At 67.4% G+C, this 24003-nt stretch carries 19 protein-coding genes; 10 read left to right on the top strand and 9 right to left on the bottom strand.

Annotation, left to right across the window (positions count from 1 at the left end; translation table 11 throughout):
• Positions 1-9: 9 nt before the first annotated feature.
• Together ACOQFL_RS05430 and ACOQFL_RS05425 are read right to left on the bottom strand one after the other, a co-directional pair.
• On the bottom strand, positions 10-510 hold the full coding sequence (locus ACOQFL_RS05430; protein WP_435542982.1) for a SixA phosphatase family protein: 501 nt from the start codon (positions 508-510) through the stop codon (positions 10-12).
• Positions 511-556: 46 nt separating this feature from the next.
• A complete protein-coding gene (locus tag ACOQFL_RS05425; protein ID WP_435542981.1) occupies positions 557-949 on the bottom strand; it encodes a DUF2237 family protein in 393 nt (130 codons plus the stop codon).
• Positions 950-1207: 258 nt separating this feature from the next.
• On the opposite strand from ACOQFL_RS05425, the gene ACOQFL_RS05420 reads away from it, so the two are divergent.
• From ACOQFL_RS05420 to ACOQFL_RS05405, 4 genes are all read left to right on the top strand, one after another.
• On the top strand, positions 1208-2668 hold the full coding sequence (locus tag ACOQFL_RS05420; RefSeq protein WP_435542980.1) for a GH25 family lysozyme: 1461 nt from the start codon (positions 1208-1210) through the stop codon (positions 2666-2668).
• Positions 2669-2983: 315 nt separating this feature from the next.
• The gene (locus ACOQFL_RS05415; protein WP_435542979.1) at positions 2984-4222 is read left to right on the top strand and encodes a glycosyltransferase family 4 protein; all 1239 of its coding nucleotides are present in this window, start codon (positions 2984-2986) and stop codon (positions 4220-4222) included.
• A gap of 4 nt (positions 4223-4226) precedes the next feature.
• Positions 4227-4949, top strand: a complete 723-nt coding sequence (locus tag ACOQFL_RS05410; protein WP_435542978.1) for a class I SAM-dependent methyltransferase — start codon at positions 4227-4229, stop codon at positions 4947-4949.
• A complete protein-coding gene (locus ACOQFL_RS05405; protein WP_435542977.1) occupies positions 4942-6042 on the top strand; it encodes a prenyltransferase in 1101 nt (366 codons plus the stop codon). The genes ACOQFL_RS05410 and ACOQFL_RS05405 overlap by 8 nt, the downstream gene beginning before the upstream one ends.
• Here ACOQFL_RS05405 and ACOQFL_RS05400 read toward each other — a convergent pair.
• Positions 5998-6636 (bottom strand): class I SAM-dependent methyltransferase, encoded by a 639-nt coding sequence (locus tag ACOQFL_RS05400; RefSeq protein WP_435543356.1) that lies wholly within the window; start codon positions 6634-6636, stop codon positions 5998-6000. The genes ACOQFL_RS05405 and ACOQFL_RS05400 overlap by 45 nt on opposite strands.
• A 289-nt stretch (positions 6637-6925) precedes the next feature.
• Between ACOQFL_RS05400 and ACOQFL_RS05395 the strand changes: the two genes are divergently transcribed.
• The 4 genes from ACOQFL_RS05395 to ACOQFL_RS05380 all read left to right on the top strand — a co-directional run bounded on the left by ACOQFL_RS05395 (position 6926) and on the right by ACOQFL_RS05380 (position 18034).
• Positions 6926-7480: a GNAT family N-acetyltransferase gene (locus tag ACOQFL_RS05395; protein ID WP_435542976.1), complete on the top strand. Its 555-nt coding sequence runs from the start codon at positions 6926-6928 to the stop codon at positions 7478-7480.
• A 662-nt stretch (positions 7481-8142) separates the two neighbouring features.
• Entirely contained in the window at positions 8143-9912 is a 1770-nt protein-coding gene (locus ACOQFL_RS05390) for a fatty acyl-AMP ligase (protein ID WP_435542975.1), read from the top strand.
• Complete coding sequence (locus ACOQFL_RS05385) at positions 9905-16456, top strand: SDR family NAD(P)-dependent oxidoreductase (RefSeq protein ID WP_435542974.1); 6552 nt, start codon at positions 9905-9907, stop codon at positions 16454-16456. The genes ACOQFL_RS05390 and ACOQFL_RS05385 overlap by 8 nt, the downstream gene beginning before the upstream one ends.
• Positions 16457-16459: 3 nt before the next feature.
• On the top strand, positions 16460-18034 hold the full coding sequence (locus tag ACOQFL_RS05380; RefSeq protein WP_435542973.1) for an acyl-CoA carboxylase subunit beta: 1575 nt from the start codon (positions 16460-16462) through the stop codon (positions 18032-18034).
• A 200-nt stretch (positions 18035-18234) separates the two neighbouring features.
• On the opposite strand, the gene ACOQFL_RS05375 is transcribed toward ACOQFL_RS05380, so the two are convergent.
• The gene (locus ACOQFL_RS05375; RefSeq protein WP_435542972.1) at positions 18235-19467 is read right to left on the bottom strand and encodes a PucR family transcriptional regulator; all 1233 of its coding nucleotides are present in this window, start codon (positions 19465-19467) and stop codon (positions 18235-18237) included.
• 447 nt (positions 19468-19914) lie between these two features.
• Here ACOQFL_RS05375 and ACOQFL_RS05370 point away from each other — a divergent pair, with 447 nt between their 5' ends.
• On the top strand, positions 19915-20286 hold the full coding sequence (locus tag ACOQFL_RS05370) for a cupin domain-containing protein (protein WP_435542971.1): 372 nt from the start codon (positions 19915-19917) through the stop codon (positions 20284-20286).
• Between the two features lie 46 nt (positions 20287-20332).
• Here ACOQFL_RS05370 and ACOQFL_RS05365 read toward each other — a convergent pair whose 3' ends face one another.
• From ACOQFL_RS05365 to ACOQFL_RS05355, 3 genes are read right to left on the bottom strand one after another with little or no spacing between them, the layout of a single operon-like run.
• The gene (locus tag ACOQFL_RS05365; RefSeq protein WP_435542970.1) at positions 20333-20908 is read right to left on the bottom strand and encodes a YdeI/OmpD-associated family protein; all 576 of its coding nucleotides are present in this window, start codon (positions 20906-20908) and stop codon (positions 20333-20335) included.
• Positions 20909-20939: 31 nt separating this feature from the next.
• Positions 20940-21158 carry a DUF397 domain-containing protein gene (locus tag ACOQFL_RS05360; protein WP_435542969.1) on the bottom strand — a complete coding sequence of 73 codons (219 nt, stop codon included), beginning with the start codon at positions 21156-21158 and terminating at the stop codon, positions 20940-20942.
• Positions 21145-22020: a helix-turn-helix domain-containing protein gene (locus ACOQFL_RS05355; protein ID WP_435542968.1), complete on the bottom strand. Its 876-nt coding sequence runs from the start codon at positions 22018-22020 to the stop codon at positions 21145-21147. Before ACOQFL_RS05355 ends, ACOQFL_RS05360 begins: the two co-directional genes overlap by 14 nt.
• A gap of 171 nt (positions 22021-22191) precedes the next feature.
• Between ACOQFL_RS05355 and ACOQFL_RS05350 the strand changes: the two genes are divergently transcribed.
• Positions 22192-22497, top strand: coding sequence for a hypothetical protein (locus ACOQFL_RS05350; protein WP_435542967.1), 306 nt, complete (start codon positions 22192-22194; stop codon positions 22495-22497).
• Between the two features lie 179 nt (positions 22498-22676).
• Here ACOQFL_RS05350 and ACOQFL_RS05345 read toward each other — a convergent pair whose 3' ends face one another.
• Together ACOQFL_RS05345 and ACOQFL_RS05340 are read right to left on the bottom strand one after the other, a co-directional pair.
• Positions 22677-23099, bottom strand: a complete 423-nt coding sequence (locus tag ACOQFL_RS05345) for a Cif family virulence factor (protein ID WP_435542966.1) — start codon at positions 23097-23099, stop codon at positions 22677-22679.
• A gap of 99 nt (positions 23100-23198) precedes the next feature.
• The gene (locus ACOQFL_RS05340; protein WP_435542965.1) at positions 23199-23939 is read right to left on the bottom strand and encodes a class I SAM-dependent methyltransferase; all 741 of its coding nucleotides are present in this window, start codon (positions 23937-23939) and stop codon (positions 23199-23201) included.
• Positions 23940-24003 lie beyond the last annotated feature (64 nt).

The raw sequence follows: 24003 nt of genomic DNA, 5'->3' as shown, positions 1-24003 counted from the left end.
GCTCGGGGGTCAGAGCCGTTCCGGTGGACGGGGTGTGGCGTGTGCCGCCAGCTCGGCCCATCCCGCTCCGGCCTCGGCCCACGTTCCGGAGGTACGCAGTACCGCGATGCCCGAGGTCTTGAGCTCGATGCTCGTGCCGGTCAGCAGTTCGACCAGCTCCTCCAGGCCGGGATTGTGTGCTATCAGCAGGGCGCCCCGGTCCTCCGCTGCGAGATCGTGCACCACCTCGAGCAGAGCGGCGGTGTCCGCCCCGTACAACCTCGGGTCGTACTCGATCCTCGGGGAACCGGGCAGCTCCGGAAGCAGCAGTTCCCCGGTCTGACGTGCCCGTGTCGCCGTGGAACAGCGCACGAGGTCGGCACCGGCCCCGTGCTCGCGCAGCCATTCACCCGCGAGTGGAGCTTCGTGTCGCCCACGTGCGGCCAACGGCCGATCGTGGTCCGCTCCGGTGACCGTTCGGTCCGACTTCGCGTGCCGAACCACCACGAGTGCGCGTGATCGGTCTCGCATCGCCCCTCCTCGACAGGGATCTGTCACGAGTCGGTGTCGTCCGTGCTCAGCTCAACGCACTCGGGTCGGCCGGGACATCCACTCCGTGTTCGCGTAGCACGTCCAGGGAGACGACCTCGAGGGCGCGTTCGTGTGTGGCGGCCAGTACCACGGGAGGTGCCACTCCCGCCTGGTAGCCCTCGAGCCAGCGTGAGGCACAGACGCACCAGCGGTCCCCGGCCTGCAGACCGGGGAAACCGAACTGGGGCAGCGGGGCCGTGAGGTCGTTGCCCGACTCGCGTTGCTGCTCCAGGAACTCATTGGTGACCACCGCGCACACCGAGTGGTTTCCGGTGTCCTCCGGGCCCGAGGCACAGCAGCCGTCGCGATGGAAACCGGTAAGCGGATCGGTGCCGCATTCTTCGAGAGGCTCGCCGAGGACGTTGCGCTCGTTGCTCATACCCCCAGCATGGCAGCCGCTGCGACACGGATCACCGCCTGCTTCGACGGTCGCGGCGGAAGGTATAGGGTCGATGTGGTGTGGTTCGGACCTCTGTTGCCGTGATTCTGCGGGGCTGGCTCCGACATTTCGGGGCGATATCAACACGTAATGTTACTTTCCGGTCCTGTGGGCACTACCCATTAGGGCAATCTAGGTAGTCGTGTACGTGTTTTCCGGTGGTTACGTGCACACTCAGTGCTGGGAGTCTGGGGACTCGTGAATACCCCCGGCCAACACAACCCCGAAGAAGAACCCCGTGAACCGGTCGGCTCTTCCGAGTCGGCAGACGCCACCGAGCGTCGAGCGAACCCGGAGCGGCCCTCGAACGCACCGGGTGCTTCCAATGGTTGGCAGCGTGCCGCGCGCGGGAGCGAACAGTTCGCGCGTGACACCGCCTACCGGCTGCGACCCGTCGCGCGTCGAACCACGGATCGGATCGTCCGGTGGTTGCGGCAAGTGCTGGCCGCACTGGCGACGCTGACCCAACGTGCGGTGCGCTGGGCCGCTCCTTACGCGCGGCGCGCGCACGCGTGGCTGATTTCCGCCATCGAGGGTTTGCGAAGCCGAATCGATCCAGTCGCGCGGCGCGTGTGGCAGCGGCTCTCGCCGGTGATCGAACCGGTCCGACAGCGGCTGGCGCCCACGGCACGCCGGATCCGCGACGAGCTTCACCCTCACGTCGCCAAGCTGCGCGCGAGGCTGCCGGAGAGCTCGGGGCGCCACCGCGCACAGCTGCGCAGTCGTTCGGTGCAGCTGACCGCGGCCGTGGCGGCGTTCGGTGTGCTGGCGATCCTCGTCGGCACGACGGGACCCGACACCGGTGAGCGGACCACCCCGGCGGCTCACACGGTGGAGCTGCGCTCTTCCGGTCAGGCGCAATCCGACGAGACGCAGTCCGGCGAGACGCAGTCGGACCAGGGCGGAACCGAACAGGACTCCTCCTCGGGGCAGGACTCGGCTTCGGGGCAGGAGCAGGCCGAGAACCCCGACTCGGACAGCGCTCCCGAAGCCAAGAACTCCCCCTCGGAGTCCGCCGTCGACATTCCGCCGAACGCGCACGGTATCGACGTTTCCAATCACAACGGCCCCATCCAGTGGAACAAGGTGGCCGCCTCCGGTGAGCACTACGCCTTCGTGCTGGCAACCGATGGCGGGAACTTCACCAACCCGATGTTCGACCAGCAGTTCAACGGTGCCAAGAACGCCGGAATGCTCGCCGGTGCCTACCACTTCGGCAGGCCCACCGGCTCCGCTGTCGGACAGGCGGACCGGTTGCTGAACACGATGGGCTCGACCGACGACGGAAAGACCCTTCCGCCGGTGCTGGACCTGGAGGTCTCGCCCAACGGAGGCGGCTGCTACGGCAAGACGTCCGGCCAGCTGCACTCCTGGACCCAGAGCTTCCTCGACCGGGTGAAGTCCAAGACCGGCCAGGACGCCATCGTCTACGCCAGCCCGTCGTTCTGGAGCAGCTGCATGGCAGGCTCGCAGGCGTTCTCGGAAAACCCGCTGTGGCTGGCCTCCTACGGGGTCCCGCAGCCGAGCGTGTTCGGTGGCTGGGACGCCTACTCGTTCTGGCAGTACACCAACAAGGGCAGCGTCCCCGGTATCACCGGCCCGGTGGACAGGAACCTGTTCCAGGGCAGTGGTTCCGACCTGCTCGAACTCACCCAGTGAGTACGACCTCCGGTGGGCGACACCGTGCGGTCGACAACAGAACGATCGTGACAACGGCGCGATAGCGACAACAGGGGCGTCCACCCAGGTGGGCGCCCCTGTTTCGTGTTTCTCGGGCCGAGAAGCGGCTGTCGCCACCCGCCGCTCCCCAGGATGCGGTGGCTCGGCCTTGCGCAGCGGTTCCGAGTCACACCGCCCGGTGTGGCCAGGAGGGTGACCGGTCCGAGTTACTACCGGGTAAGCTTATGCGGAGCCGGAACCGAAACATGTTTCAGCCCGCTCGTTCTGCGATGTTCCGGGTGCGTGAGGTGAATCGTGCGAATTGCGCTGCTTTCCTATCGAAGCAAGCCGCACAGCGGCGGGCAGGGGATCTATGTTCGTCACCTCAGCAGTGGACTCGCCGAACTAGGACACGAGGTCGAGGTCCTGTCGGGACAGCCTTACCCGGAACTGGACGAGGGAGTGCGGCTGACCCGGGTACCCAGTCTCGATCTGTACCGGGAGTCCGATCCGTTCCGCACCCCGCACCCTCGGGAGCTGCGCGGCCCGCTCGACCTGGCCGAACTGGGGATCATGTGGTCGGCGGGCTTTCCCGAACCGCTGACGTTCAGCCTGCGTGCCGCACGAATACTGCGCTCCAGGGCGAGCGAGTTCGACGTCGTGCACGACAACCAGTCCCTCGGTTACGGCCTGCTCAACCTGCGCCGTTCCGGGATTCCGCTGGTGGCCACCGTGCACCATCCCATCACTCATGACCGGCGTGTCGAACTGGCAGCCGCCCGGGGGTGGCGCAAACTCGGGGTTCGACGCTGGTACGGCTTCCTTCGGATGCAGCGCCGGGTGGCTCGCCGGATGCCGCGAGTACTGACCGTCTCGGAGTCCTCGGCCGAGGACATCGTGCGCGACTTCGGCGTGGACCGGGCGAACCTGCGGGTCGTACCGCTCGGGGTGGATCCCGAGGTTTTCCACCCACCTCAACGACCCAGGGTTCCGGGGCGGATCGTGGCCATGGCCAGCGCGGACACCCCGATGAAGGGCATCGGAACGCTGCTGGAGGCGGTGGCGAAACTGCGCACCGAACGCGCCGTGGAACTGGTGCTGGTCGCCAAACCCACCAGGGGCGGGCCCACCGAACGGTTGATCGAGGAACTGGCCATCGGTGACGTGGTCCGCACGGTCAGCGGGCTCACCGACGAGCGGCTCGCCGAGCTGTTCGGCTCCGCCGAGATCGCCTGCGTTCCCTCGCTGTACGAGGGTTTCTCGTTGCCGACGGTGGAGGCCATGGCCTGCGGTACTCCGCTGGTCGCCAGCAGGGCGGGCGCGATTCCCGAAGTGGTGGGGCCCGACGGCACCACCGCCGAACTCGTACCTCCCGGGGACGCGGAAGCCCTCGCCGCCCGGTTGGGCACGTTGCTGGCCGATCCCACCCGCAGGGCAGCGCTGGGCGAGGCGGGCAGACAGCGGGTTCTCACCCGCTACAGCTGGTCGTCGGTGGCCGCCGCCACGGTCGACTGCTACGCCGAGGCGATCGAAGCAAGCAGGAAAGGGCGGTGAAGCGTTGCTGACGGTGGATTTCGACACGCTCGGAGTGCGACCGGGCCAGCGAGTGCTGGATTTGGGTTGTGGGGCCGGTCGTCACGCGTTCGAACTCTATCGGCGTGGGTTGGACGTGGTTGCCTTCGATCACAACGAGTCCGATCTGGCCGACGTGGCCGCCATGTTCGGCGCCATGGCACAGGCGGGTGAGGTGCCCGCCACGGGGGCTGCCACCACGGTGCAGGGCGACGCGCTCGACCTGCCGTTTCCGGACGAGTCCTTCGACCACGTCATCGCCTCGGAGATCTTCGAACACATTCCCGAGGACGACAAGGCGATGCACGAGCTGGTGCGGGTCCTCAAACCGGGTGGGCGTGTCTCCGTCACAGTGCCCAGCAGGTTCCCGGAGCGGATCTGTTGGGCACTCTCCGAGGAATACCACCGCGTCGAGGGCGGCCACGTCCGTATCTACCAGCGACAGCAGTTGTTCGGCAGGCTGCGCTCGGCAGGGCTGCGCCCGGTTCACCACCATTACGCCCACGCGCTGCACTCGCCGTACTGGTGGCTGAAGTGCGCGGTGGGGGTCGATCGCGATCATCCGCTCACGCGGTTGTACCACCGATTGCTGGTGTGGGACATGCTCCGGGCACCGTGGTTGACCCGGAACCTGGAACGCGCTCTCAATCCGGTGCTGGGAAAGAGCATCGTCACCTACCTCTACAAGTCCGGGGCGACAATTGCCTGAGGGCCCGGCAGTCGACGGAGTGCTGTCGGCGGCCGAGGTAGCCACCACCGTCGAATCCGTCCGAGCCGTTCAGGAGCCCTCCGGCGCGATTCCCTGGTACCCGGGTGGCCACCTCGATCCGTGGGATCACGTCGAATCGGCCATGGCGCTGTCCGCGGGCGGGCACTTCGCCGCCGCCGAACAGGCCTACCAGTGGTCGGCGCGCAATCAGCGTGCCGACGGCTCCTGGCCCATGCGGTTCCGGGATGGGGCGATCGAGGACCACGGCGCGGACACCAACTTCTGCGCCTATCTCGCGGTCGGCGTCTGGCACCACTTCCTGATCACCGGTGACCGTGAGTTCGCCGCACGATTGTGGCCCACCGTGCGGGCCGGGCTCGACTTCGTGCTCTCGGCACAACTGCCCCGCGGCGAGATTCGTTGGGCGGTCGGCGTCGACGGGGCCACGTTGCCGGAGTCGCTGCTCACCGGGTGTTCCAGCATCCACCACAGTCTGCGCTGCGCGCTGGCGCTGGCCGAGGTGGTGGGCCGTCCCCAGCCGAGCTGGGAGATCGCGCTGGGCAGGTTGGGCCACATGCTGCGTGCCCACCCGGAGGCGTTCACGCTTAAGGACCGCTACTCGATGGACTGGTACTACCCCGTCCTCGGGGGTGCACTTCGCGGCGAGCAGGGATGCGAGCGGCTGCGTGCTCGATGGTCCGAGTTCGTGGTCGCCGGTCACGGTGCCCGCTGCGTGTCCGACCATCCCTGGGTGACCGGTGCCGAGACCTGTGAACTCGTGCTGAGCCTGGACGCGCTCGGGTGGCACGCCGATGCCGTCCAATTGTTCCGCGATATGCAACATCTGCGCGAGGTCGACGGCTCCTACTGGACTGGCTACGTGTACAGTGACGGCAAGAACTGGCCCGTGGAGCGCACCACCTGGACGGCGGCCGCCGTGGTCCTGGCCGCCGACGCGCTTTCCCGGACCACGCCGGGAAACAGTGTTTTCCGCGGGCGAGGCCTACCGGACGGGTTGCTCGGCGAGAACGAGTCCGAGTGCGGTTGTCTAACCGAGATCGATCCCGCCGTCGACGCGCTGCAGCACCCGTAGCGAGCCGGTGACCGAGACCTCGCGGAACTCGCCGCCTTCCATGGCTCTTCGATAGATCCGGTACGGTGCTCGGCCGCCGTCGGCGGGATCGGGGAACACGTCGTGCAGCACCAGTACGCCGCCGCGGCGTACCCAGGGGGACCAACCCTCGAAGTCGGCGTTCGCCGCCTCGTCGGTGTGTCCACCGTCGATGAACAGCATCGAGATCGGGGTGCGCCAGATCGCGGCGAGTGCGGCCGAGCCGCCCACGACCGCCATGACCCGCTCCTCGAGTCCGGCATCGGAGATGGTGCGGCGGAACCGCCCCAATGTGTCCAGCCGTTCGTCCTCGGGATCCACCAGTTCGGGGTCGTGGTACTCCCAGCCCGGTTGGTGCTCCTCGGAGCCCCGGTGGTGGTCGACCGTCACCACCATGCCACCGGTGGCGGCGGCAGCGGCTCCCAGATAGATCGCCGATTTGCCGCAGTAGGTACCGATCTCCACGGCGACCCCGTCGGCGAGATACGTCATCGCCGTTTCGAACAACGCCGCGCCCTCGGAATCCGGCATGAATCCGGTGGCGGAGCGGGCCGCTTCGAGTAACCGCGGTGGCATCCGGTGCCCCGAAGCGTCGGATGTGGCGTCTGTCGGCGAAGCTGCGGCCACCGTGGTTCACCTCGTGTCGCTGGACTGTGGACTCGCTGTCGAACGTGATTCTAGTAGGACCGTGTTGCCCGGGTTCTCTTCTGCTCCCGCCCGGCGGGACCTCCGGTGGCTCTCGCGGACCGGGGTGGATGACGGCGAGTGCGGTGGGGTTTCCTCGTCCGGTGCCCGCACCGGGTGGACGTTCGGAGACCTCGGTCGTCGATCGGCCGAGTACGGCCGAAACGGGTAGCGTGGCCGTATGGCGTCACTCTCGCTGACCACCGAGCGGCTGTGGATACGCGACTGGAGGGTCGAGGACGCCGATGCCGCCTTCCGCATCTACGGCAATCCCGAAGTCGCGATGTGGCTCGCCCCCATGATGCAGCGCGTCACCGATCAGAGTGCGATGCGTTCGGTGCTGGAGGCGTGGGTGGAATCGGCTCCCAACCTGGCACCGCCTGCCGGGCGCTGGGCGATGGTGCGCCGCTCGGACAACGTGCTGATCGGTGGGCTCGCGCTGCGGCTGCTCCCGCCTTACGAGGAGGACATCGAGATCCGGTGGCAGGTCAGCCAGCACGAGTGGGGGAAGGGCTATGCCACGGAAGGCGCGCGGGCGCTGCTCGGGTGGGCGTTCACCCAGGACCTGGACGAGGTATTCGCGGTCGCGCGTTCCTCCAACGCGCGTGCGGTCTCCACCGCGCGAAAGCTCGGTATGGAATGGGTCGGGGAGACCACCAAGTACTACGGTCTGCTGCTGCAGGTGTTCCGCGTGCGACGAGCCGACTTCACCGGCCCGGTTTCGCCGCGGGAGTGACTTCGACCGCGTTCGGTGCTCACACGGCCGAATCAGGTGTTTTCGTCCGCCTCCGGCGGTGTTCCGTCGTATCTTTCTCGGCGGGAGATTCGGTATCGTTTCCTGTTGGAAGGCAAAAATTCGGTTGTAGTACGGTTCGGGGCGAATCGGACGGGAATGTGATTGTGTGAATCCCGCGTTGCGCTTCCCCGGTGAAATCGTTCGCCGCGCGCCTGTTCGTTCTCGGGTCGGTTTTTCGTTTTCCCGGTTCGCGAGCCCGTCGAGAGGTCCCGGCTTCGCGTGGTGTCGTGCCACGGCCGCTTTGGGGAATGTGCACGTGGGCCCGCCGCACTGCCGGGTTCGGTCTTCCCGTGCTAGCCACGACGGGTTGGTGAGGGCGGTGAGGAGGAACCGGTCCCGTGTCGCCGGTTCGGCGACGAAAGTGCGGCGATTCCGCCGCCGTTGTGGGGTTAGCTCGTAATTATCAGACGGGTGACAAGAAGATCGTACGCGATGCGCACGAAAATGCGTGTTGTTCCTTTTATCTTGTTTCGTGTGTTCACTCGTATTGACACCGCTCGTGTCGCGTGAAAAATTTTTCCCGCTACGGTATCCGATGCTTCGTGCTTTTCGTTTCGTTCGTTGTCGGTATTCGTGTTTCGCTCCCAGCGTGGGAAGGTGTTATGGATTTTACGGCCGCGGAGTTCGCGCCGCACGAAGGTGGGACGACTCTGACCGGGCACCTGGACCGCTCCGTGACGGAGCGGCCGGATGCCACCGCGATCACCTTCGTCGACTACGAGGCGAGCAAGGACGGTCTCACCACTTCGTTGACGATCTCCGAACTGCATCGTCGTGTGCACGCGGTGGCGGCTTGGACGGCACATCGTTGCGACCCGGGAGAACGAGTGGCGATCCTGGCTCCGCAGGGCATCGAGTACGTCATCGGTTTCCTGGGGGCCATTCGGGCCGGTGCCATCGCGGTTCCGCTGTTCCACCCGGACATGCCCGGGCAGGAGGGCAGGCTCGACGCCGTGCTCGACGATTGCGAACCGGCCTGCGTGCTGACCACGAAGGACGCGTTCGACCGGGTTAGGGAGGTGATCCGGCAGCGCGGAACCCGCGCGCCGCGTGAGTGTCTGGCCGTCGACACCATCCAGGAGGAATGGTCGGCCGAGCCGCTTTCACCACATGCCGCGCCGGACGATGTCGCCTACCTGCAGTACACCTCCGGTTCCACCCGGGTTCCCGCCGGCGTGCGGATCACACACGCCAATGTGGTCGCCAACGCGCGGCAGGCCCTGTCCGCCTACTTCGGCGAGCGGGTCGAGGGCGGAGCCACCGTCAGCTGGCTCCCGCTGTTCCACGACATGGGGCTGGTGCTTTCCGTGGCAGCCCCCGTGGTGGGCGGCATCAAGTCCGTCCTGTTGGACCCCGCTGCTTTCCTGCGGCAGCCGGGACGCTGGCTGCGCCAGCTCGCGGCGAACCCGCGCTGCATCACTGCCGCCCCCAACTTCGCCTTCGACTACACCGCGACCAGGGTGACCGACCGGGAGAAGGCGTGGACGAGACTGGACCGGGTGGTCGCGATGATCAACGGCAGCGAGCCCGTGCTGCCGTCGACCGTGGAGCGCTTCAACCGGGCGTTCGAGTCCTGCGGCCTGCGGCCGGAAGCCCACCGTTGCTCGTTCGGGCTGGCGGAGGCGACCGTGTTCGTCGCTACCAGCCCGGCGGGGACCGTCCCCCGGAGTGTTCGGTTCGACCGCGATGCCCTCGGTACGGGGACAGCGGTAACGGCCGACGACGGTGCCCCGTCGAGCACGCTGGTCTCCTGCGGCAACCCGCTGGGGCAGCGGGTTGCCATCGTCGATCCCGAGTCCCACCGCCCGCTTTCGGACGCGTCCGTGGGCGAGATCTGGGTGAACGGCCCCAACATCGGACAGGGCTACTGGAACTGGGACGGCGCGGCCTCCGCCGAGGTTTTCCGAGCTCGGTTGCACGAACCGGGTGAGTTACCGGAAGCCGGCTGGCTGCGCACCGGTGATCTCGGGGTTCGTTACGACGGTGAGCTGTTCGTGACGGGCAGGATCAAGGATCTGATCATTCTGGATGGTCGCAACCACTATCCGCAGGACCTGGAGCAGACCGTGGAGGAGCGCTCCGAGGTGCGCAAGCACCACACCGCGGCGTTCTCCGTCAGTGTCGACGGCACCGAACGGGTGGTGATAGCCGCCGAGTACTCCCGTTCGCTTCCGCCCGAACGACGGTTCCCCTCGGAAACCGAAACGGCCCTGCGCAAGGACATCGCCAACGCCCACGGCGTGAGCCCGCACGAACTGCTGCTGCTCGAACCGGACACCGTCCCCCACACATCCAGCGGCAAGGTGGCGCGTCGCGAGTGCAGGCGGCGTTACCTCGACGGCGAACTGAGTTCGGAGAAGGCCAATGACTGATCGGTGGGAACTCGGCGGGTGGCTCGTGCACCGTATCGCCGAACGCACCGGGATGAGCCCCGCACGGATCGAAACCGACAGACCCTTCGACGAGTTCGGGCTCTCCTCCCGGGAAGTCGTGGCACTCTCGGGTGATCTGGAAACCCTACTGGGCAGAACACTTCCCGCCACGCTGCTCTGGGAGTTTCCCACGATCGAACGGCTGGCCGAGGCGCTGGCCGGTTCCGGTTCGGTCGGTTCGACCGTTGCCGGAACCGAGCCTGCCGAGCCGGTAGCGGTGATCGGTCTCGGGTGCCGTTTCCCGGGAGCCGACGGCCCGGAACGGTTCTGGGAGCTGCTGCGTTCGGGAACCGATGCCGTCGGAACCGTTCCCCAGCGACGTTGGCAGGACTTCGCACCCGGGCAGCGGGCAGTGCTGGACGACCTCCCCACCTCGGGCGGATATCTGGACGACGTCGCCGCGTTCGACGCGGGGTTTTTCGAGATCTCCCCGCGTGAAGCCGAGGTCATGGATCCGCAGCAGCGGTTGCTGCTCGAGGTGAGTTGGGAGGCGCTGGAGAACACGGGCCTGGTTCCCGAACGGTTGCGGGGTTCGAACACCGGGGTTTTCGTGGGTGTCTCCGCCGCGGAGTACAACCAGCTGACCACCAGGGACCTCGGGGCGATCGACGCGTGGACCGGAACGGGTGGCGCGATGAGCGTGATCGCCAACCGGCTGTCCTATCTGCTGGATCTGCGCGGCCCCAGCCTCGCCGTTGACACAGCTTGCTCGTCCTCGCTGGTGGCGTTGCACCAGGCGTGTGCCAGCCTGCGGGCGGGGGAGAGCCGCACCGCCCTGGCAGGCGGGGTGAACCTGTTGTTGTCCCCAGCGGTCACCGCCAATTTCCACAGTGCCGGTGCGTTGGCCGCCGACGGGCGGTGCAAACCCTTCGACGCCGCCGCCGACGGCATCGTCCGGGGCGAGGGATGCGGCATCGTCGTGCTCAAACTGCTGTCCGAGGCGAACCGGGACGGAGATCGGGTGCACGCGGTGATCCGTGGCTCCGCGGTGAACTCCGACGGCCGTTCCAACGGGCTCATGGCACCCAACCCCGCGGCCCAGGAAGGACTGCTGCGTTCGGCCTGTGCCACCGCTGATCTCGATCCCGGTGTGCTGGACTACGTGGAGGCCCACGGCACCGGAACCCTGCTGGGAGATCCGATCGAGGCGACGGCGCTGGGGGCGGTGTTCGGTGCCGATCGCACGGCGGATCGGCCGCTGCTGCTCGGTTCGGTCAAGGCGAATCTCGGACATCTGGAGGCGGCGGCGGGCATCGCCGGGCTCATCAAGGTAGTACTGGCCATGCGGCACGGTCGGTTACCGGCCACACCGCACTATCGCACTCCCAACCCCCACATTCCCTTCGAACGCGCGCGTCTGGAGGTCGTGGGGCACGATCGAGCCTGGCCGGAGTACTCCGGCGTCGCACGTGCCGGTGTCTCCGGTTTCGGATTCGGTGGCACCAACGCGCACGTGGTGCTGGAGTCCTGGCCGGACCCACCCGAGAGCGAGCGGGAAGTTCCCGGACCGCACACGCTGTTCCTGTCCGGAAGTACCGAGTCCTACCTGCGACGGACGGCGGCGCGGTTGGCCGAACGACTACGCGATCGCGGACACGCCGACACTCCGATCACCGACATCGCCCACACCCTGCTGCGGCACCGCAGACAGCACGCTCGGCGCGGCGCTGTCGTCGGGCAGGACCGCGTCCGGCTCGCGGAGGGGTTGGACGCGCTCGCCGCTGGGGAGAACGCCGCCGGAGTGGTGCGTGGGAACGGCGGATCGGTGGGTGAACCGGTGTGGGTGTTCTCCGGCTACGGTTCACAGTGGCCCGGAATGTGCCGCGAACTGCTGCGGGACGAGCCCGCCCTAGCGGAGTCGTTGCGACGGCACGACACCGAGTTCGACGCCGTGACCGGGTTCTCGCTGTACGAAGCACTCACGGCGGGATCCGAACTCGACGGGCTGTACCGAACCCAGCTCGGCCTGTTCGGCACCCAGCTCGCGCTGGCTGAACTGTGGAAGTCCCACGGCGCCCGCCCGGGCGCGATCATCGGGCACTCCATGGGGGAGGTGGCCGCCGCCGTGGCGGTCGGGGCACTGGATTACGGCACGGGACTGCGGGTCATGGACACCCGTACCAGGCTGTTGGCCGAGATGGAAGCCGCGGGCGGTGGTGCCATGGCGGTCCTGGAGGGAGCGCCCGACGAGATCGCCGAGCTGACTGACTGGTTTCCAGGGGCGGTCGTGGCGGTACACACTTCCTCCCGTCGCTGCACGGTCGCGGGCCCGGCCGACGAGATCGAGCTGTTGGCCGCGCATTTCCGGCGCCGTGACCGCGTGGCCCGGGTGCTCGACGTGGCCGGAGCCGGACACACCTCCGCCGTCGATCCGCTGTTGGGCAGGTTGCGGGAGGAACTGGCCGATCTCGCCCCGGCCACCCCGGAGATCCCCGTCTACAGCACCGTCGAGCACGAATCCGGGGTCATTCCGATGTTCGACGCCGACTACTGGGCGCGGAACCTGCGTCGCCCGGTGTTGCTGGACCGCGCCGTGCGGGAAGCGGTGGCCGACGGGTTCGACACCTTCGTCGAGATCGCCCCGCACCCGATAGTCACGGCCGGTGTCGAGGAGTCGGCGGTCGACGCGGGTGTGCGGGACCCGCTGCTGGTGTTCGGCTCACGCCGGGACACCGACGAGACGGCGACGTTCCGTGAGAATCTCGCCCGACTGCACGTCAACGGAAGACTGCCCGAACCTCCCGGCCTGCCCACGGGCAACATCGCCGAGTTGCCGTTGCCCGTATGGGAGCACGAGCGCTACTGGATCTCCGTCGGCAGGGCGAACGCCGCCGGGGGAGAACACCGATTGCTCGGACATCACGTGGAGCTCCCCGACGGACGCCACGCCTGGCAGGGCGAGATCGGGACCGGTTCCCTCCCGTGGTTGGCCGACCACCGGGTGCACGACACCGAGGTCCTGGCCGGCACCGGGTATCTGGAGATGGCGCTGGCCGCCGCGGCCCGAGCGCTGGATCTCCAGCCGGAGCGGCTGTTGCTCGACGGACTCGAGCTGCACGACATGCTCGTGCTCGCTCCGGAGCTGAGGGTCACCACGGTGGTCACCCCGCACGAGCCCGATACGTACGGCACCGGTGGTGTGACCGTCGAGATACACAGTCGTTCCGCGAACGGCGGTTGGCACCGACACGCGGTCGCCGAAGTGATGCGCACGACACCCGAGGACCCCGCCTGCCGGGCCTCCGCCGAGCGGGCCCCCACCGACCGGGAACACCTCCGCTGGGATCCCACCGTTGCCGAGAAAAGCACCGAGCCGGTGCGGCTGTACCCCGCACTGCGTGCGGCGGGCCAGGAGTACGGACCGGCCTTCCGGCCCGTGCGGCGGGCGCACGCCGGTGACGCGAACGCGGTTGCCGAACTCGCGTTGCCGACCGAGGCGGGAAGCGTGCAGGAGTTCCTCGCGCATCCGGTGCTCACTGACGGCTGCCTGCAGACACTCGTCGCGGCCGCGATCGGTACCGAAGGCCCCGCGGGAATCGAGCTGTTCGTTCCGGTCGAGTTGCGCGACGTGCGGCTGTTCCGGCGTGTGCCCTCCGGGGTTCGTTGTTACGCCAGGCTGGTCACGCGCCCCGGCGAGCCGGAGGTGACCGGCTCCGTGCTCGTCGCCGACGAGCACGAACGCGCGGTGCTGCGGATCGGACTGGTCCGCGCACGCCGCATGGGAGCCACTCCCGTACCGCGTGATTCCGCCGAAGCCGGATTGCGGCTGTGCTGGGAGGAGTCCGAGCCTCCGGCGCCCACTCGCGGTGGCGGTGACTGGCTGCTGTTCGGTGCGGCTCCGGAACTGGCCCAGCGGCTGCGGGAGCGGGGTCGACGCGTCACCAGTGCCACCCGGGGGCGCGACGACGGGCTGCCGCAGCGGTTCGACGAGGCCGAACGCTTCCTGAAAGAGGCCGTGGCACCCGCGGGAATGGTCGTTCTCATCGGGGAGCACGAAACCCTCGAAGCCCGCTTCTCGGCAGCTCGCGAGCGATTGCTCCGACTGGCGAGGCTGGTGCGGCTCCTGGCCACCCACGACGGTGCACTCGCGAGGCTGTGGCTGGTCAGCACCAGCTCGGCCAACGCGGAGCTTCGGGCGCTGGTGCGGGTGCTCACCTTCGAACACCCCAGGATTCGTGTTTCGCTCCTCGAGGGGGCCGGGGCGGACGCGGAGGCGCTGGCCGACGAGCTGTGCGCCGACACCGCCGAGGACGACGTACGTCGCGACGGAGCGCGTCGCCACGTCGCCAGGCTGCACAGTGTCCGACCGGAGATCTCGGCCGCCACACCCCCGGTACGCCCGCAGGCCTACCTGATCACCGGTGGGTTGGGTGGTCTCGGCCATACCTTCGCCCGGTGGCTGGCCGAGCGGGGTGCCACTCGGGTGGTGCTCAACGGTCGCCGGGCTCCCACTCCGGATGTCGAGCGCGACATCGAACGACTCCGCGCCGGTGGAACCGAGGTCGTGGTGGTCACCGGCGACATCGGCGAAGCGGGCACCGCCGAGCGGCTGGTCGCGGCCGCCACCGACGGTGGACTCGCGCTGTGCGGGGTGCTGCACGCCGCCGGAACCCTGGACGACGGTCCGTTCACCGAGTCGACCGAGCAGGGACTGGAGCGTGTCTGGCACGCCAAGGTCGGGGGTGGCCTACGGCTGCACGAGGCAACCCTCAACTCCGAACCGGACTGGTGGGTCACTTTCTCCTCGGCGGCGGCCCTGCTCGGCTCACCGGGCCAGGCTGCTTACGCCACCGCCAACGCGGCTCTCGACGACCTGGTGCGGTGGCGCCGTGCACAAGGACTGGTCGGTAACAGCGTGCAGTGGGGAGTGTGGGGCGAGGTGGGGGCCGCGAGCGAGGCGTTCTCCGGTGTGCTGCGGCCGTTGTCCACCGCCACCGGGACCGAGGCGTTCGAAACCCTGCTGGGGACCGAGCAGCCGGTTACGGGAGTGGCATGGCTCGACGGGCAGCGGGCCGGCCGGATGTTCCCCGAACTGTCCGCACGTCCCTTCTTCCGGCACGTGGTGGGCGAGGGGCCGCGTGCCGCTGTCGGTACCGGTCCCGAACAGCTCCGTGCCCTCGCCCCGGAAGAGGCACTGCGCACGGTGACTTCGACGCTGACGCGGCTGTTGGGTGAGATCATCGGTACGGCCGCGGCCGATGTGGACCCCGACCGGCCGTTGATCGGTCTCGGGCTCGACTCGCTGATGGCCATGCGGGCTCGCAACGCGGTCGAACGCGAGTTCGGGGTCGGTGTCGCTCCGGCCATGCTGTTGCGGGGCTGCAGCACCACCGAACTGGCGAGCCGACTGATCACCGACCTCGGGATCGAGTCCCCGGGAACCCCGCGGATGCACACCGAACCGACGGCTTCTCGCGTGATCGGCGCGCGCGATGCCACGGAACGCTGGCTGGCACACTTGTGGCGCGAGGTTCTGGGACTGGACGACGTGGGAGTCGACCAGGACTTCTACCGGCTCGGCGGTGACGAACTCCTGGCGGAGAAGGTTACCGCCGCGGTGCGGGAACGACTGGGCGCCGAGGTCCCGGCACTGTTCGGACAGCCCACGATCGAGCGGATGGCCGATCTCGTCCGTGATTCCTTCGAGCTCTCGGACGGGCCGGTACGGACACTCCGCGCCGAGGGGCGGGCCACGCCACTGTTCCTGTTCCATCCCGCCGGTGGTCCCACAAGCGTGTACCAGCCACTGGTGGAACGGCTCGGCGGGGAGCAGCCCTGCTACGGGATGGAACGGTTGGACCGGTACGAGACCGTTCCCGGCAAAGCCGCCCACTACATCGAGCTGATCCGCGAGATCCAGCCCGAGGGGCCCTACCGGCTGGGTGGATGGTCCTTCGGCGGATGCCTGGCCTTCGAGACGGCGCGTCAACTGGCCGACCGGGGCGAGGAAGTGGAAACGGTCCTGCTCATCGACTCCATCCTGCCGCTGCCCGTACCGGAGCTCTCGAACGAGGAGCTGATAACCCGCCGTTTCCGGCGGTTCGTCGAACACATCGAGCACACCTACGGGGTCTCGCTGCCGGTTCGGGTCGACGAGCTGGAGGAGTTCGACGAACCGGAACAGATGGAACGGGTCATGTCGGCGCTCGCGGGCGAGGAACTCGGCATCGGCGCCGGGGTGCTGCGGCACCAGTACACATCCTATGTGGACGCCAGAATCGCGGAACGTTACGAACCCGGCCGCTACGAGGGCCCGGTGGTGCTCTACCGCGCCGCCGACTCCGAAAGCACCACGACCACCCTCGACCCCCGCTACCTGCGTTCGGACGACTCACTCGGCTGGGAGGAGTACGCCACGGACCTGGAAATCGTACGGGTAGCCGGGGACCACCTCTCGATGATCGATCCACCGCACGTCGACGTCATCGCCGAGCACCTCCGGCGAGTACTCGGCATCGGTGACAGCAGTGAAGTCAGGGAGTGAATCATGGCGGACAACGAACCCCGTGGTACGTCCCAACGCATCGACGATCTCGAACAACGGCGCGTCGAAGCGGTTTCCCGCTCCGACGAGGTCGCGGCGACCAAACAGCACCCCAAAGGCAAGTACACCGCGCGGGAACGCATCGAACTACTGGTCGACGAGGACTCCTTCGTCGAGGTCGGCGAGTTCACGCTGCGGCGCCCCACCGCGTTCGACGCGGGCGACGACCGCTGCTACGGCGACGGGGTGGTGACCGGATACGCCACGGTGGACGACAGACGGATCTGCCTCTTCTCGCACGACTTCACCACCTACGGCGGAAGCATGGGAGAGGCTTTCGGCGAGAAGGTTCTCAAGATCATGGACATGGCCACCAAGGCGGGCTGCCCCGTAGTCGGCATCAACGATTCCGGCGGGGCGCGAATCCAGGAAGGGGTGGTCTCGCTCGCCTACTACGCGGAGCTGAGTAGGCGAAACTCGAAGGCCTCGGGGGTGGTGCCCCAGATATCGGTGGTCATGGGGCCGTGTGCGGGTGGCGCCGTCTACACGCCCGCACTGACCGACTTCACCGTGATGGTGGACCGGACCTCACGCATGTTCGTCACGGGCCCCGACGTCGTGCGTTCGGTGACCGGGGAGAACATCTCGGCCGAGGAGCTCGGGGGAGCCGAGGTCAACGGCAGCGTGAGCGGCAACGCCCACTATGTCGCCTCGGACGAGATCGACGCGCTCGACTGGGTGCGCACGCTGCTGGCGTTCCTGCCGTCCAACAACCTGGCCGTGCCGCCGGAGTATCCGGAGCTGGAGCCCGCCGCTGCCACGGCCGAGCTCGACGCCGTGGTGCCCGACTCACCCAATCAGTCCTACGACATGCGGCGGGTACTGGCGGCGGTACTCGACGACGGTGAACTGCTGGAGGTGCACGCCTCGTTCGCCCCGAACGTGCTGTGCGGTTTCGGTCGAGTGCGGGGACGCACCGTCGGAGTGGTAGCCAGCCAGCCGTTGCGACAGTCGGGAATCATGGACATCGACGCCTCCGAGAAGACCGCGCGCTTCGTGCGGTTCTGCGACGCGTTCAACATCGCCCTGCTCACGTTCGCCGACGTACCCGGTTATCTTCCCGGCAGGGAGCAGGAACAACGGGGGATAATCCGCCGTGGCGCCAAGCTGCTCTACGCTTATTCCGAGGCCACCGTTCCGAAAGTGACCGTGGTGACCAGGAAAGCCTACGGCGGCGGGTACGCCGTGATGGGGTCCAAGCATCTCGGGGCCGACGTCAACCTGGCCTGGCCCACCGCCGAGATCGCGGTCATGGGGGCCGAGGGCGCGGTCGAGCTGCTCTACCGCGCCGAGCTGGCGGAAGCCGAGGCCAACGGCGTCCGCGCCTCGGTCCGCGCGAAGCTGATCGCCGAGTACCGGGCCACCATGACGACCCCGTACGTGGCGGCCGAACGAGGGTACGTGGATTCGGTGATCCGACCCTCCCTGACGCGCTCCCGAGTGGCCGACGCGCTGCTTATGCTCGAGGCGAAACGGGAGGACTCCCCACCGAAGAAACACAGCACCATGCCGCTGTGATCCCCTGTCGCCAGGGGCCCACCGTCCCGGCGATTTCGCGAGAAATCGACGCCCGGGTCGGGCCGTCTCCCGGATGAAGCCGTGCTCTCGCGGGGAAAACCCGACGGGTGTAGGCGTCGCCACTCGATGTCGGGTCTTCCGGAGGGAGAGCGGGAAGAAGGTTCCGCCGCCCGGGACGCTGGCATTCCGACCGGCGGTTTTCAGTCCGCCAACCAGTCCTCGGTGTCGCCGGAGAGCATGTTCGAGGCCCGCAGCACTATCTCCATGTCGAAACGGGACTCGGGGTCGTGCAGTGCCTCGCCGAACAACTCGTCCAGCTGGCGTAACCGGTAGCGGACGGTCTGCGGGTGTACCCGCAGCCGTTGGGCGATCTCGGGGGCGCCACCACGGGTCTGCAGCCAACTCAGCAGGGTGGCGGCCAGCCGCGTTCGCTGTTTCGGACGCAGTCCGCTCAGCGGTGCCAGCCGCTGTCTGGCGAGTTCCCTGATCAGATGCTCGTCCTGCAGCAACAGGAGGCTCGACAGGTCCTCGTGACAACGGTTGATGTGCTGGTCCGGCCACACGCCGGAGCGGATCAGTCCCATCATCCGGCGGCACCAGCGCAGCGATTTGCCCGCCTGGTCGAGTGCGACCGGGGAACCCACCACCACCCGCCACCCGGCCAGTTCGGTCTCCCATTCGATCTCGTCCGGTTCACCGTGGTCACTGGGCAGCAACACGTGCGGTTCGACGCACTCCAGATCGACCAGGGCGTTCCAACGGGACAACGGTGTGCCGGTTCCGGCGCGGGTTTCGTCGTACTGTTCCAGTGCCGCCACGGTTACCCGCCGCGGCACCCGCCACTGCGCGGTAACGGCCGCTTCCTCGATGGTGCGCTGCGGCGGTTGTGGCTCCGATACCAGTAACTCCAGCAGTCTCCTGCGCCTGCGGGCCAGCGTGCCCGCGGCACGCGCCTGCGCGGCCGCGTAGCCCTCCACCGCCAGGGCGGTCAGTTCGTCGATGTGGGCGAAGATCGCCTCGCCCAGCAACAGGGTGGTGCGTGGTGCCAGCCGTATCCGCTCGCCGATGCCCGCCACCCGCCGCCAGGCCAGCCGTGCGCCGATCCGGTAGGCGGCCTGCAGGCTGTCCAGACTGCGGCCCTCCCGCATCTCGGCCTTGCCGAGCGCGCGATGCACCTCGGCACAGCGTCGCAGCGGTGTGCTCGGCTCGGCGATCCGGTCGACGAACCTGGTCAGGGCTTCCTCGATACCGCGACGTATGGCGTGCACGTAGTGCTGGTCCAGTGGGCGGGCGTACTCGGGGATGCGTCGTTGGATCTCGGTGAGGATCTGGGTAGCCAGACTGGGTATCTCGGGCCGCAACAGGGTCGCGAGATTGTCGGGGAGCGCGGCCCACAGTCTGGTGGACTCGGTACTGTTGGCCAGTTTCGGCATAACCCTCCCTCGTGGAACGGAGGCGAGGAGAACCGGTTCGCGATTCCGGTTCTTGCTCCGTAGTTCGTGCTACTGATGAGTAATCACTCTAGTGACAGTTTCCCGGGATGCTTAATAGCCCGTTTGGGTGAGCGCGTTGTGCCATTTATTAGTAACACGTGAAAAACGGAGATATTTTGTTCTTCGTGAGGTTTTCGCGCGGGTGGGGCGAATATGCATCTGCAATTGCACGAATATCCGCGCGGCGTCATCCCGGAGAGCGCGACTTTTCCGGTTCGTGCGGTTCGGGGCGTTCGCCGATCCCGGAATGCCAGGGCAGTCCGTAGTGCCAAGGCAGTAGGGATCCAGCCGCCCGATGTCGGTCGCGTGGAGCGAGAGCCCATGAGAGATTCTCCTTGACCGAGAACGGGAAGAGCCGAGTCGATGAAGTCACACTAGACTCGGGACATGACTGATCATCCGGTTGATATCGCGGACAAGCTCTCCCGGGTTTCCGAGCACTGGGCGCCGAAAGTGGTGGCCCGGCTCAACGACTACGAGATCAAGGTGGTCAAGGTCCAGGGCGAGTTCGTCTGGCACACCCACGAGGACACCGACGAACTCTTCCTCGTCGTCGACGGTGAACTGACCATTCAGCTGCGGAGCGGCGATGTTCGACTGCGTCCCGGACAGTTGTACGTCGTTCCTCGCGGGGTGGAGCACTGTCCCGTGGCCGAGGGGGAGGTGCACGCGGTTCTCATGGAGCCGCGTGGAGTTGTCAACACCGGTGATGCGACGGACAGCTCGCTGACGGCCTCCTACGACGACTCGTTGTCCTGATCGGCGGAACCTCCGGAGTCAAGCGGAAGGTGGTGGGCGACCGGTCTCAGTGCAACTTGCGGCGCTCGGCCAGCATGGCGACGAACCGCGAGATCCGGCGGGCGCGGGTGTCGGCGCGCTTGGCGTCGGCCACCCGGTGCAGGATGGCGTACCGGTTCTGGCTGTCGAGGCTGTCGAAGAACGCCTTGGCCGTCGGGTTGGCGTCCAGCTCACGTCGCAGGTCGTCGGGCACCGTGGCCGTGCGCTGCGGTTCGTAGGCCGCCTGCCACCTGCCGTCCTGCTGGGCCCGCTCGATCTCGCGGTGTCCGGGCTCGCACATTCGCCCTTCTTCGACGAGGCGTTCCGCGTGCTCCCGATTGATCCTCGACCACTTGCTGCGGGACTTGCGCGGGGTGAAGCGCTGCAACCAGGAACTGTCGTCGTAGGAGCGCTTCATGGCGTCGATCCAGCCGAAGCACAGCGCCTCGTCCAGGGCTCGCGCGTAGGAGACGGAGGTCCTCGCCGCGTTCTTCTTCGCGATGCGCAGCCATACCCCCGAGGAGTCGTCGTGGTTGTCCGCCAACCAGTTCCGCCACTCCTCGCCGGAGGCGAATTCGAGCACCGGTTCGTTCTCCGTCGTCATGCCCCGATCCAACCAGAACCGGTTCCCGCGCTCACCCGTGCTCCAGCGTTCCCCGCCGCACGGCGTTCAGGAAGCTGTTCCAGCGCGAGCGTTTGAAGACCAGCACCCCGCCGTGCGGATTCTTCGAGTCCCGCATCGCCACGCCGCCGCTCGGGTAGGCGACCTCGACGCAGTTGCCGCCCTGGTCCGAGCTGCGGCTCGACCTACGCCAATACAATGAATCCACGTCGAATAACTCAGTGCTCGTCATCCGAGAACTCCTTCGCGATGGTTCGGATCATGCTGATCGATTCGTCCGGCGGTAGAGCGAGAGCGCAGAGGTGTTCGAAAGCCACGGTGTGACTTTCGATCGCATGAGCTTCCTCGAGGTAGAGCGCACCCGAACGGTATTCCAGGAAAACCACGCCGGGGTCGTGTTCCCAGGGGAACCCCAACATGGTGAAGGGGCCTGTCATGCCCGGATGCGCTCCAGTGGCGAAAGGAACCACCTGGATGGTGATCTTGGGATCACGGGTGGCGTTCGCGAGACGTTCGAGCTGGAATCGCATGGTCTCCCGGCTGCCTACGAGGCGTCGCAGGACGGCTTCGTCCAATATTGCCCACAGACGTGGCGGGTTCTCGCGGCCGAAGACCGACTGGCGAGACATCCGAAACCGGGCCGAGGTTTCCAGCTCGTGCTCACTGCGCTCCATCGTACTGCGGCGTAGCAGTGCATTCGCGTAATCGCTGGTTTGCAAAAGTCCGGGCACGAGCTGGGCCTCGTAGGTTCGTATCCGGGAAGCGCCCTGTTCGAGCCCGACGAACAGTGAGAACCAGTCGGGCAACGTCTCCGAGCCGTAGCTTTCCCACCAACCTTTCCGGCGGGAGTTACTGGCAGCTTCGAGGTAAGTCGGCCAGCGTTCCTCCGGAACTCCGTAGAGCGGAAGCAGGACCTCTTCTAGGTCCCGGAGCACGACGGGACGTTCGGCGGTCTCGATGTAGGAAACCTTCGCTTTGGTGCAGCGTAGTGCCTTGGCCACGTCCTTCTGTTCGAGACCGTTCTCTCTGCGGAGTCGGACCAGTTCGAAGGCCAGCCACCGTCGCCACACGGTCGGGCTCGATGTCTCCGTCACTCGCTGACTCCTCCGATGTGCTTCACCGCCCCGTAGTCTGCCCGATCTCGGTAGTACTCGATCGAGTGATCGCATTATGTTAACTCAAAAAATATAGTTAACAACAACCGAAACGGTGATAGCCGTCCGCTTCGGTACACGTCAGAAGACTTCTCAGGTCAGGAGGTAGTCATGAGCGACAACGAGATCCTCGCGGCGGAGCACGCACCGGCGGAGCCGCTGGGAGACGAAGCCGAGTTCGCCGCGCTGGTGGAGAGCTTCGTTCGCGAGCAGGCGCCGCGCGTGTTCGCGCTGGTCGAGGAGGTGGGGGAGCGCGGCGACGCCGAGATCTTCGCGTGGGGGCTCGCCCTGGAGGAGCACGCCGAAGTGTTCGGCGCGGCGGGGCGGATGCGGGGAAGTTTCGGCTCCGCCGAGAGCGCGTGCGAGGTGTTCGGGATGGCTTGCGAGCTCCGACTGGTCTGGCTGTCGGATACGTGAGCCGGTGCGGCGCCTCCCGGAGGAACGCGTCGTTGCCACGGATTCGTGCTCGACGACGCGTTCACCGGTGTTCGCCTGGGTCGGACAGCTGGAGGGAACCTTTCGGAAAATCACTGTTCGGTCCACAGTGGTCGTGGCCGCGCGGTTGTCCGTTCCCTCGGTCGGAGTGCGGTGATTGCTCAGTCGTGCGGCTCGACGATCGGCGTGTGCTGCGCGGCGGCCAGCCACCACCGTCCGTCCCGTTCGACCAGGGTGTACAGCGCCATCTCGGAGAACCCGCTCTCGTCGAGCGCCCGACGGCGGATGTGCGCTATCGCCACGCCGGGAGCCGGAGCGGTGACCCGCACGATCTCGAACCGCGAGGGTGGCGCCGCCTCCGCCGCCATGAGCACGCGATGCGTGGCGAGCAGTTCCTCGACGTCGTCCAGCGTCTCCCCGTAGGGACTGCCCCACAGCACGTCCGCCGCGAAGTCGTGGTCGTAGAGCTCGGCATCGTAGGTGTCCAGTCCTCGCTGCAGCTGGGCGGTGAAGCGTTCCACAGCCTGTTCCGCGGCTTCCCGTGCCACCGGATCGTCCAGTCGTGGTCGGGTCTTCGTGGTCATGCGCTGCTCCTCCGAACGGAATCGAACCGAGGTTAGGACTTCGATCGAACTGGAAGTCAATCTCGGGAAGCGTGCTCACCTTTCGCGTGAACGGTTCGGTCAGCGGCGGACGAGGGCGGCGAGGTAACCGTGACCCGCCTCCTCGCGGTCCACATCGCTCAACCGCCAGGGCGAGTCCTCCAGCAGACCGGTGAGCTCCTCGACGGAGCACAGCAGGTAGTCGAAGAATGGTGTCGCCGAACGCGCGTGCCGGATTCGCATCCGGAGCTGTCCCGGCAACCTTCCTCGCGCGCGGTTGTGCCGCTGGTAGTCGAGGTGTTCGGGCGCCTGGGTGTGGTGCGGATCGAATCCGGAGGCGAGCACCCGCGTGTCCGGGGTGGACACCCGGGCGAGCTCTTCGAGTACGCGAGCCGCCTGCTCGCGGCCGCCCAGCAGCCCGATGTTCTGCCCCAGCCGCAGGATCGTGTCGAAGGCACCGACACCCTCCGGCAGGGCGTCGGCACGGCCGACCGTCGCGGTGGCACCGCGATCGCGTGCCACCTCCACGGCGCCGGGCGAGGAGTCGACCCCGAGCACGTCGAAGCCGTCGCGGGTCAGCGGAACGGCGTGCCTGCCCGCGCCGCAGCCGAGGTCGAGCACCCTGCCGGTGATCCCCGGGGTGGCACGCTGGTCGATCGCGGGCCAGTGTGCCCGCTCGGCGAAGTAGGGAGCGAGGTCGTTCACACCGATCAGGCCGTCCTCGCGCTCGACGATCTCGAAGGCCGTTCTGCCCTGGTGGTGCTGTCGAAGAGCAGCACCGAACGCGTCACCGAGCCGAGGCCCACCCACCGTGTCGAGCATGGCCACGCAGCCTGTTAGGCAGAGACGCACGAAGCGAGCGGATTTGCCTGCGAGCGGTGCTGCG

The organism is Actinopolyspora sabaoui, from assembly GCF_051225635.1.
Lineage (GTDB): Bacteria > Actinomycetota > Actinomycetes > Mycobacteriales > Pseudonocardiaceae > Actinopolyspora.
Note: the sequence above shows the minus strand (reverse complement) of the source record. Positions and strands in the feature narration are given on the sequence as shown.

Coding starts and splice junctions, on each gene's coding strand:
- ACOQFL_RS05380 (WP_435542973.1), top strand. CDS start 16,460: ATGGCGGACAACGAACCCCGTGGTACGTCCCAACGCATCGACGATCTC.
- ACOQFL_RS05365 (WP_435542970.1), bottom strand. CDS start 20,908: ATGACGACGGAGAACGAACCGGTGCTCGAATTCGCCTCCGGCGAGGAG.
- ACOQFL_RS05350 (WP_435542967.1), top strand. CDS start 22,192: ATGAGCGACAACGAGATCCTCGCGGCGGAGCACGCACCGGCGGAGCCG.
- ACOQFL_RS05390 (WP_435542975.1), top strand. CDS start 8,143: ATGGATTTTACGGCCGCGGAGTTCGCGCCGCACGAAGGTGGGACGACT.
- ACOQFL_RS05345 (WP_435542966.1), bottom strand. CDS start 23,099: ATGACCACGAAGACCCGACCACGACTGGACGATCCGGTGGCACGGGAA.
- ACOQFL_RS05375 (WP_435542972.1), bottom strand. CDS start 19,467: ATGCCGAAACTGGCCAACAGTACCGAGTCCACCAGACTGTGGGCCGCG.
- ACOQFL_RS05425 (WP_435542981.1), bottom strand. CDS start 949: ATGAGCAACGAGCGCAACGTCCTCGGCGAGCCTCTCGAAGAATGCGGC.
- ACOQFL_RS05400 (WP_435543356.1), bottom strand. CDS start 6,636: ATGCCACCGCGGTTACTCGAAGCGGCCCGCTCCGCCACCGGATTCATG.
- ACOQFL_RS05430 (WP_435542982.1), bottom strand. CDS start 510: ATGCGAGACCGATCACGCGCACTCGTGGTGGTTCGGCACGCGAAGTCG.
- ACOQFL_RS05385 (WP_435542974.1), top strand. CDS start 9,905: ATGACTGATCGGTGGGAACTCGGCGGGTGGCTCGTGCACCGTATCGCC.
- ACOQFL_RS05340 (WP_435542965.1), bottom strand. CDS start 23,939: ATGCTCGACACGGTGGGTGGGCCTCGGCTCGGTGACGCGTTCGGTGCT.
- ACOQFL_RS05360 (WP_435542969.1), bottom strand. CDS start 21,158: ATGACGAGCACTGAGTTATTCGACGTGGATTCATTGTATTGGCGTAGG.
- ACOQFL_RS05370 (WP_435542971.1), top strand. CDS start 19,915: ATGACTGATCATCCGGTTGATATCGCGGACAAGCTCTCCCGGGTTTCC.
- ACOQFL_RS05395 (WP_435542976.1), top strand. CDS start 6,926: ATGGCGTCACTCTCGCTGACCACCGAGCGGCTGTGGATACGCGACTGG.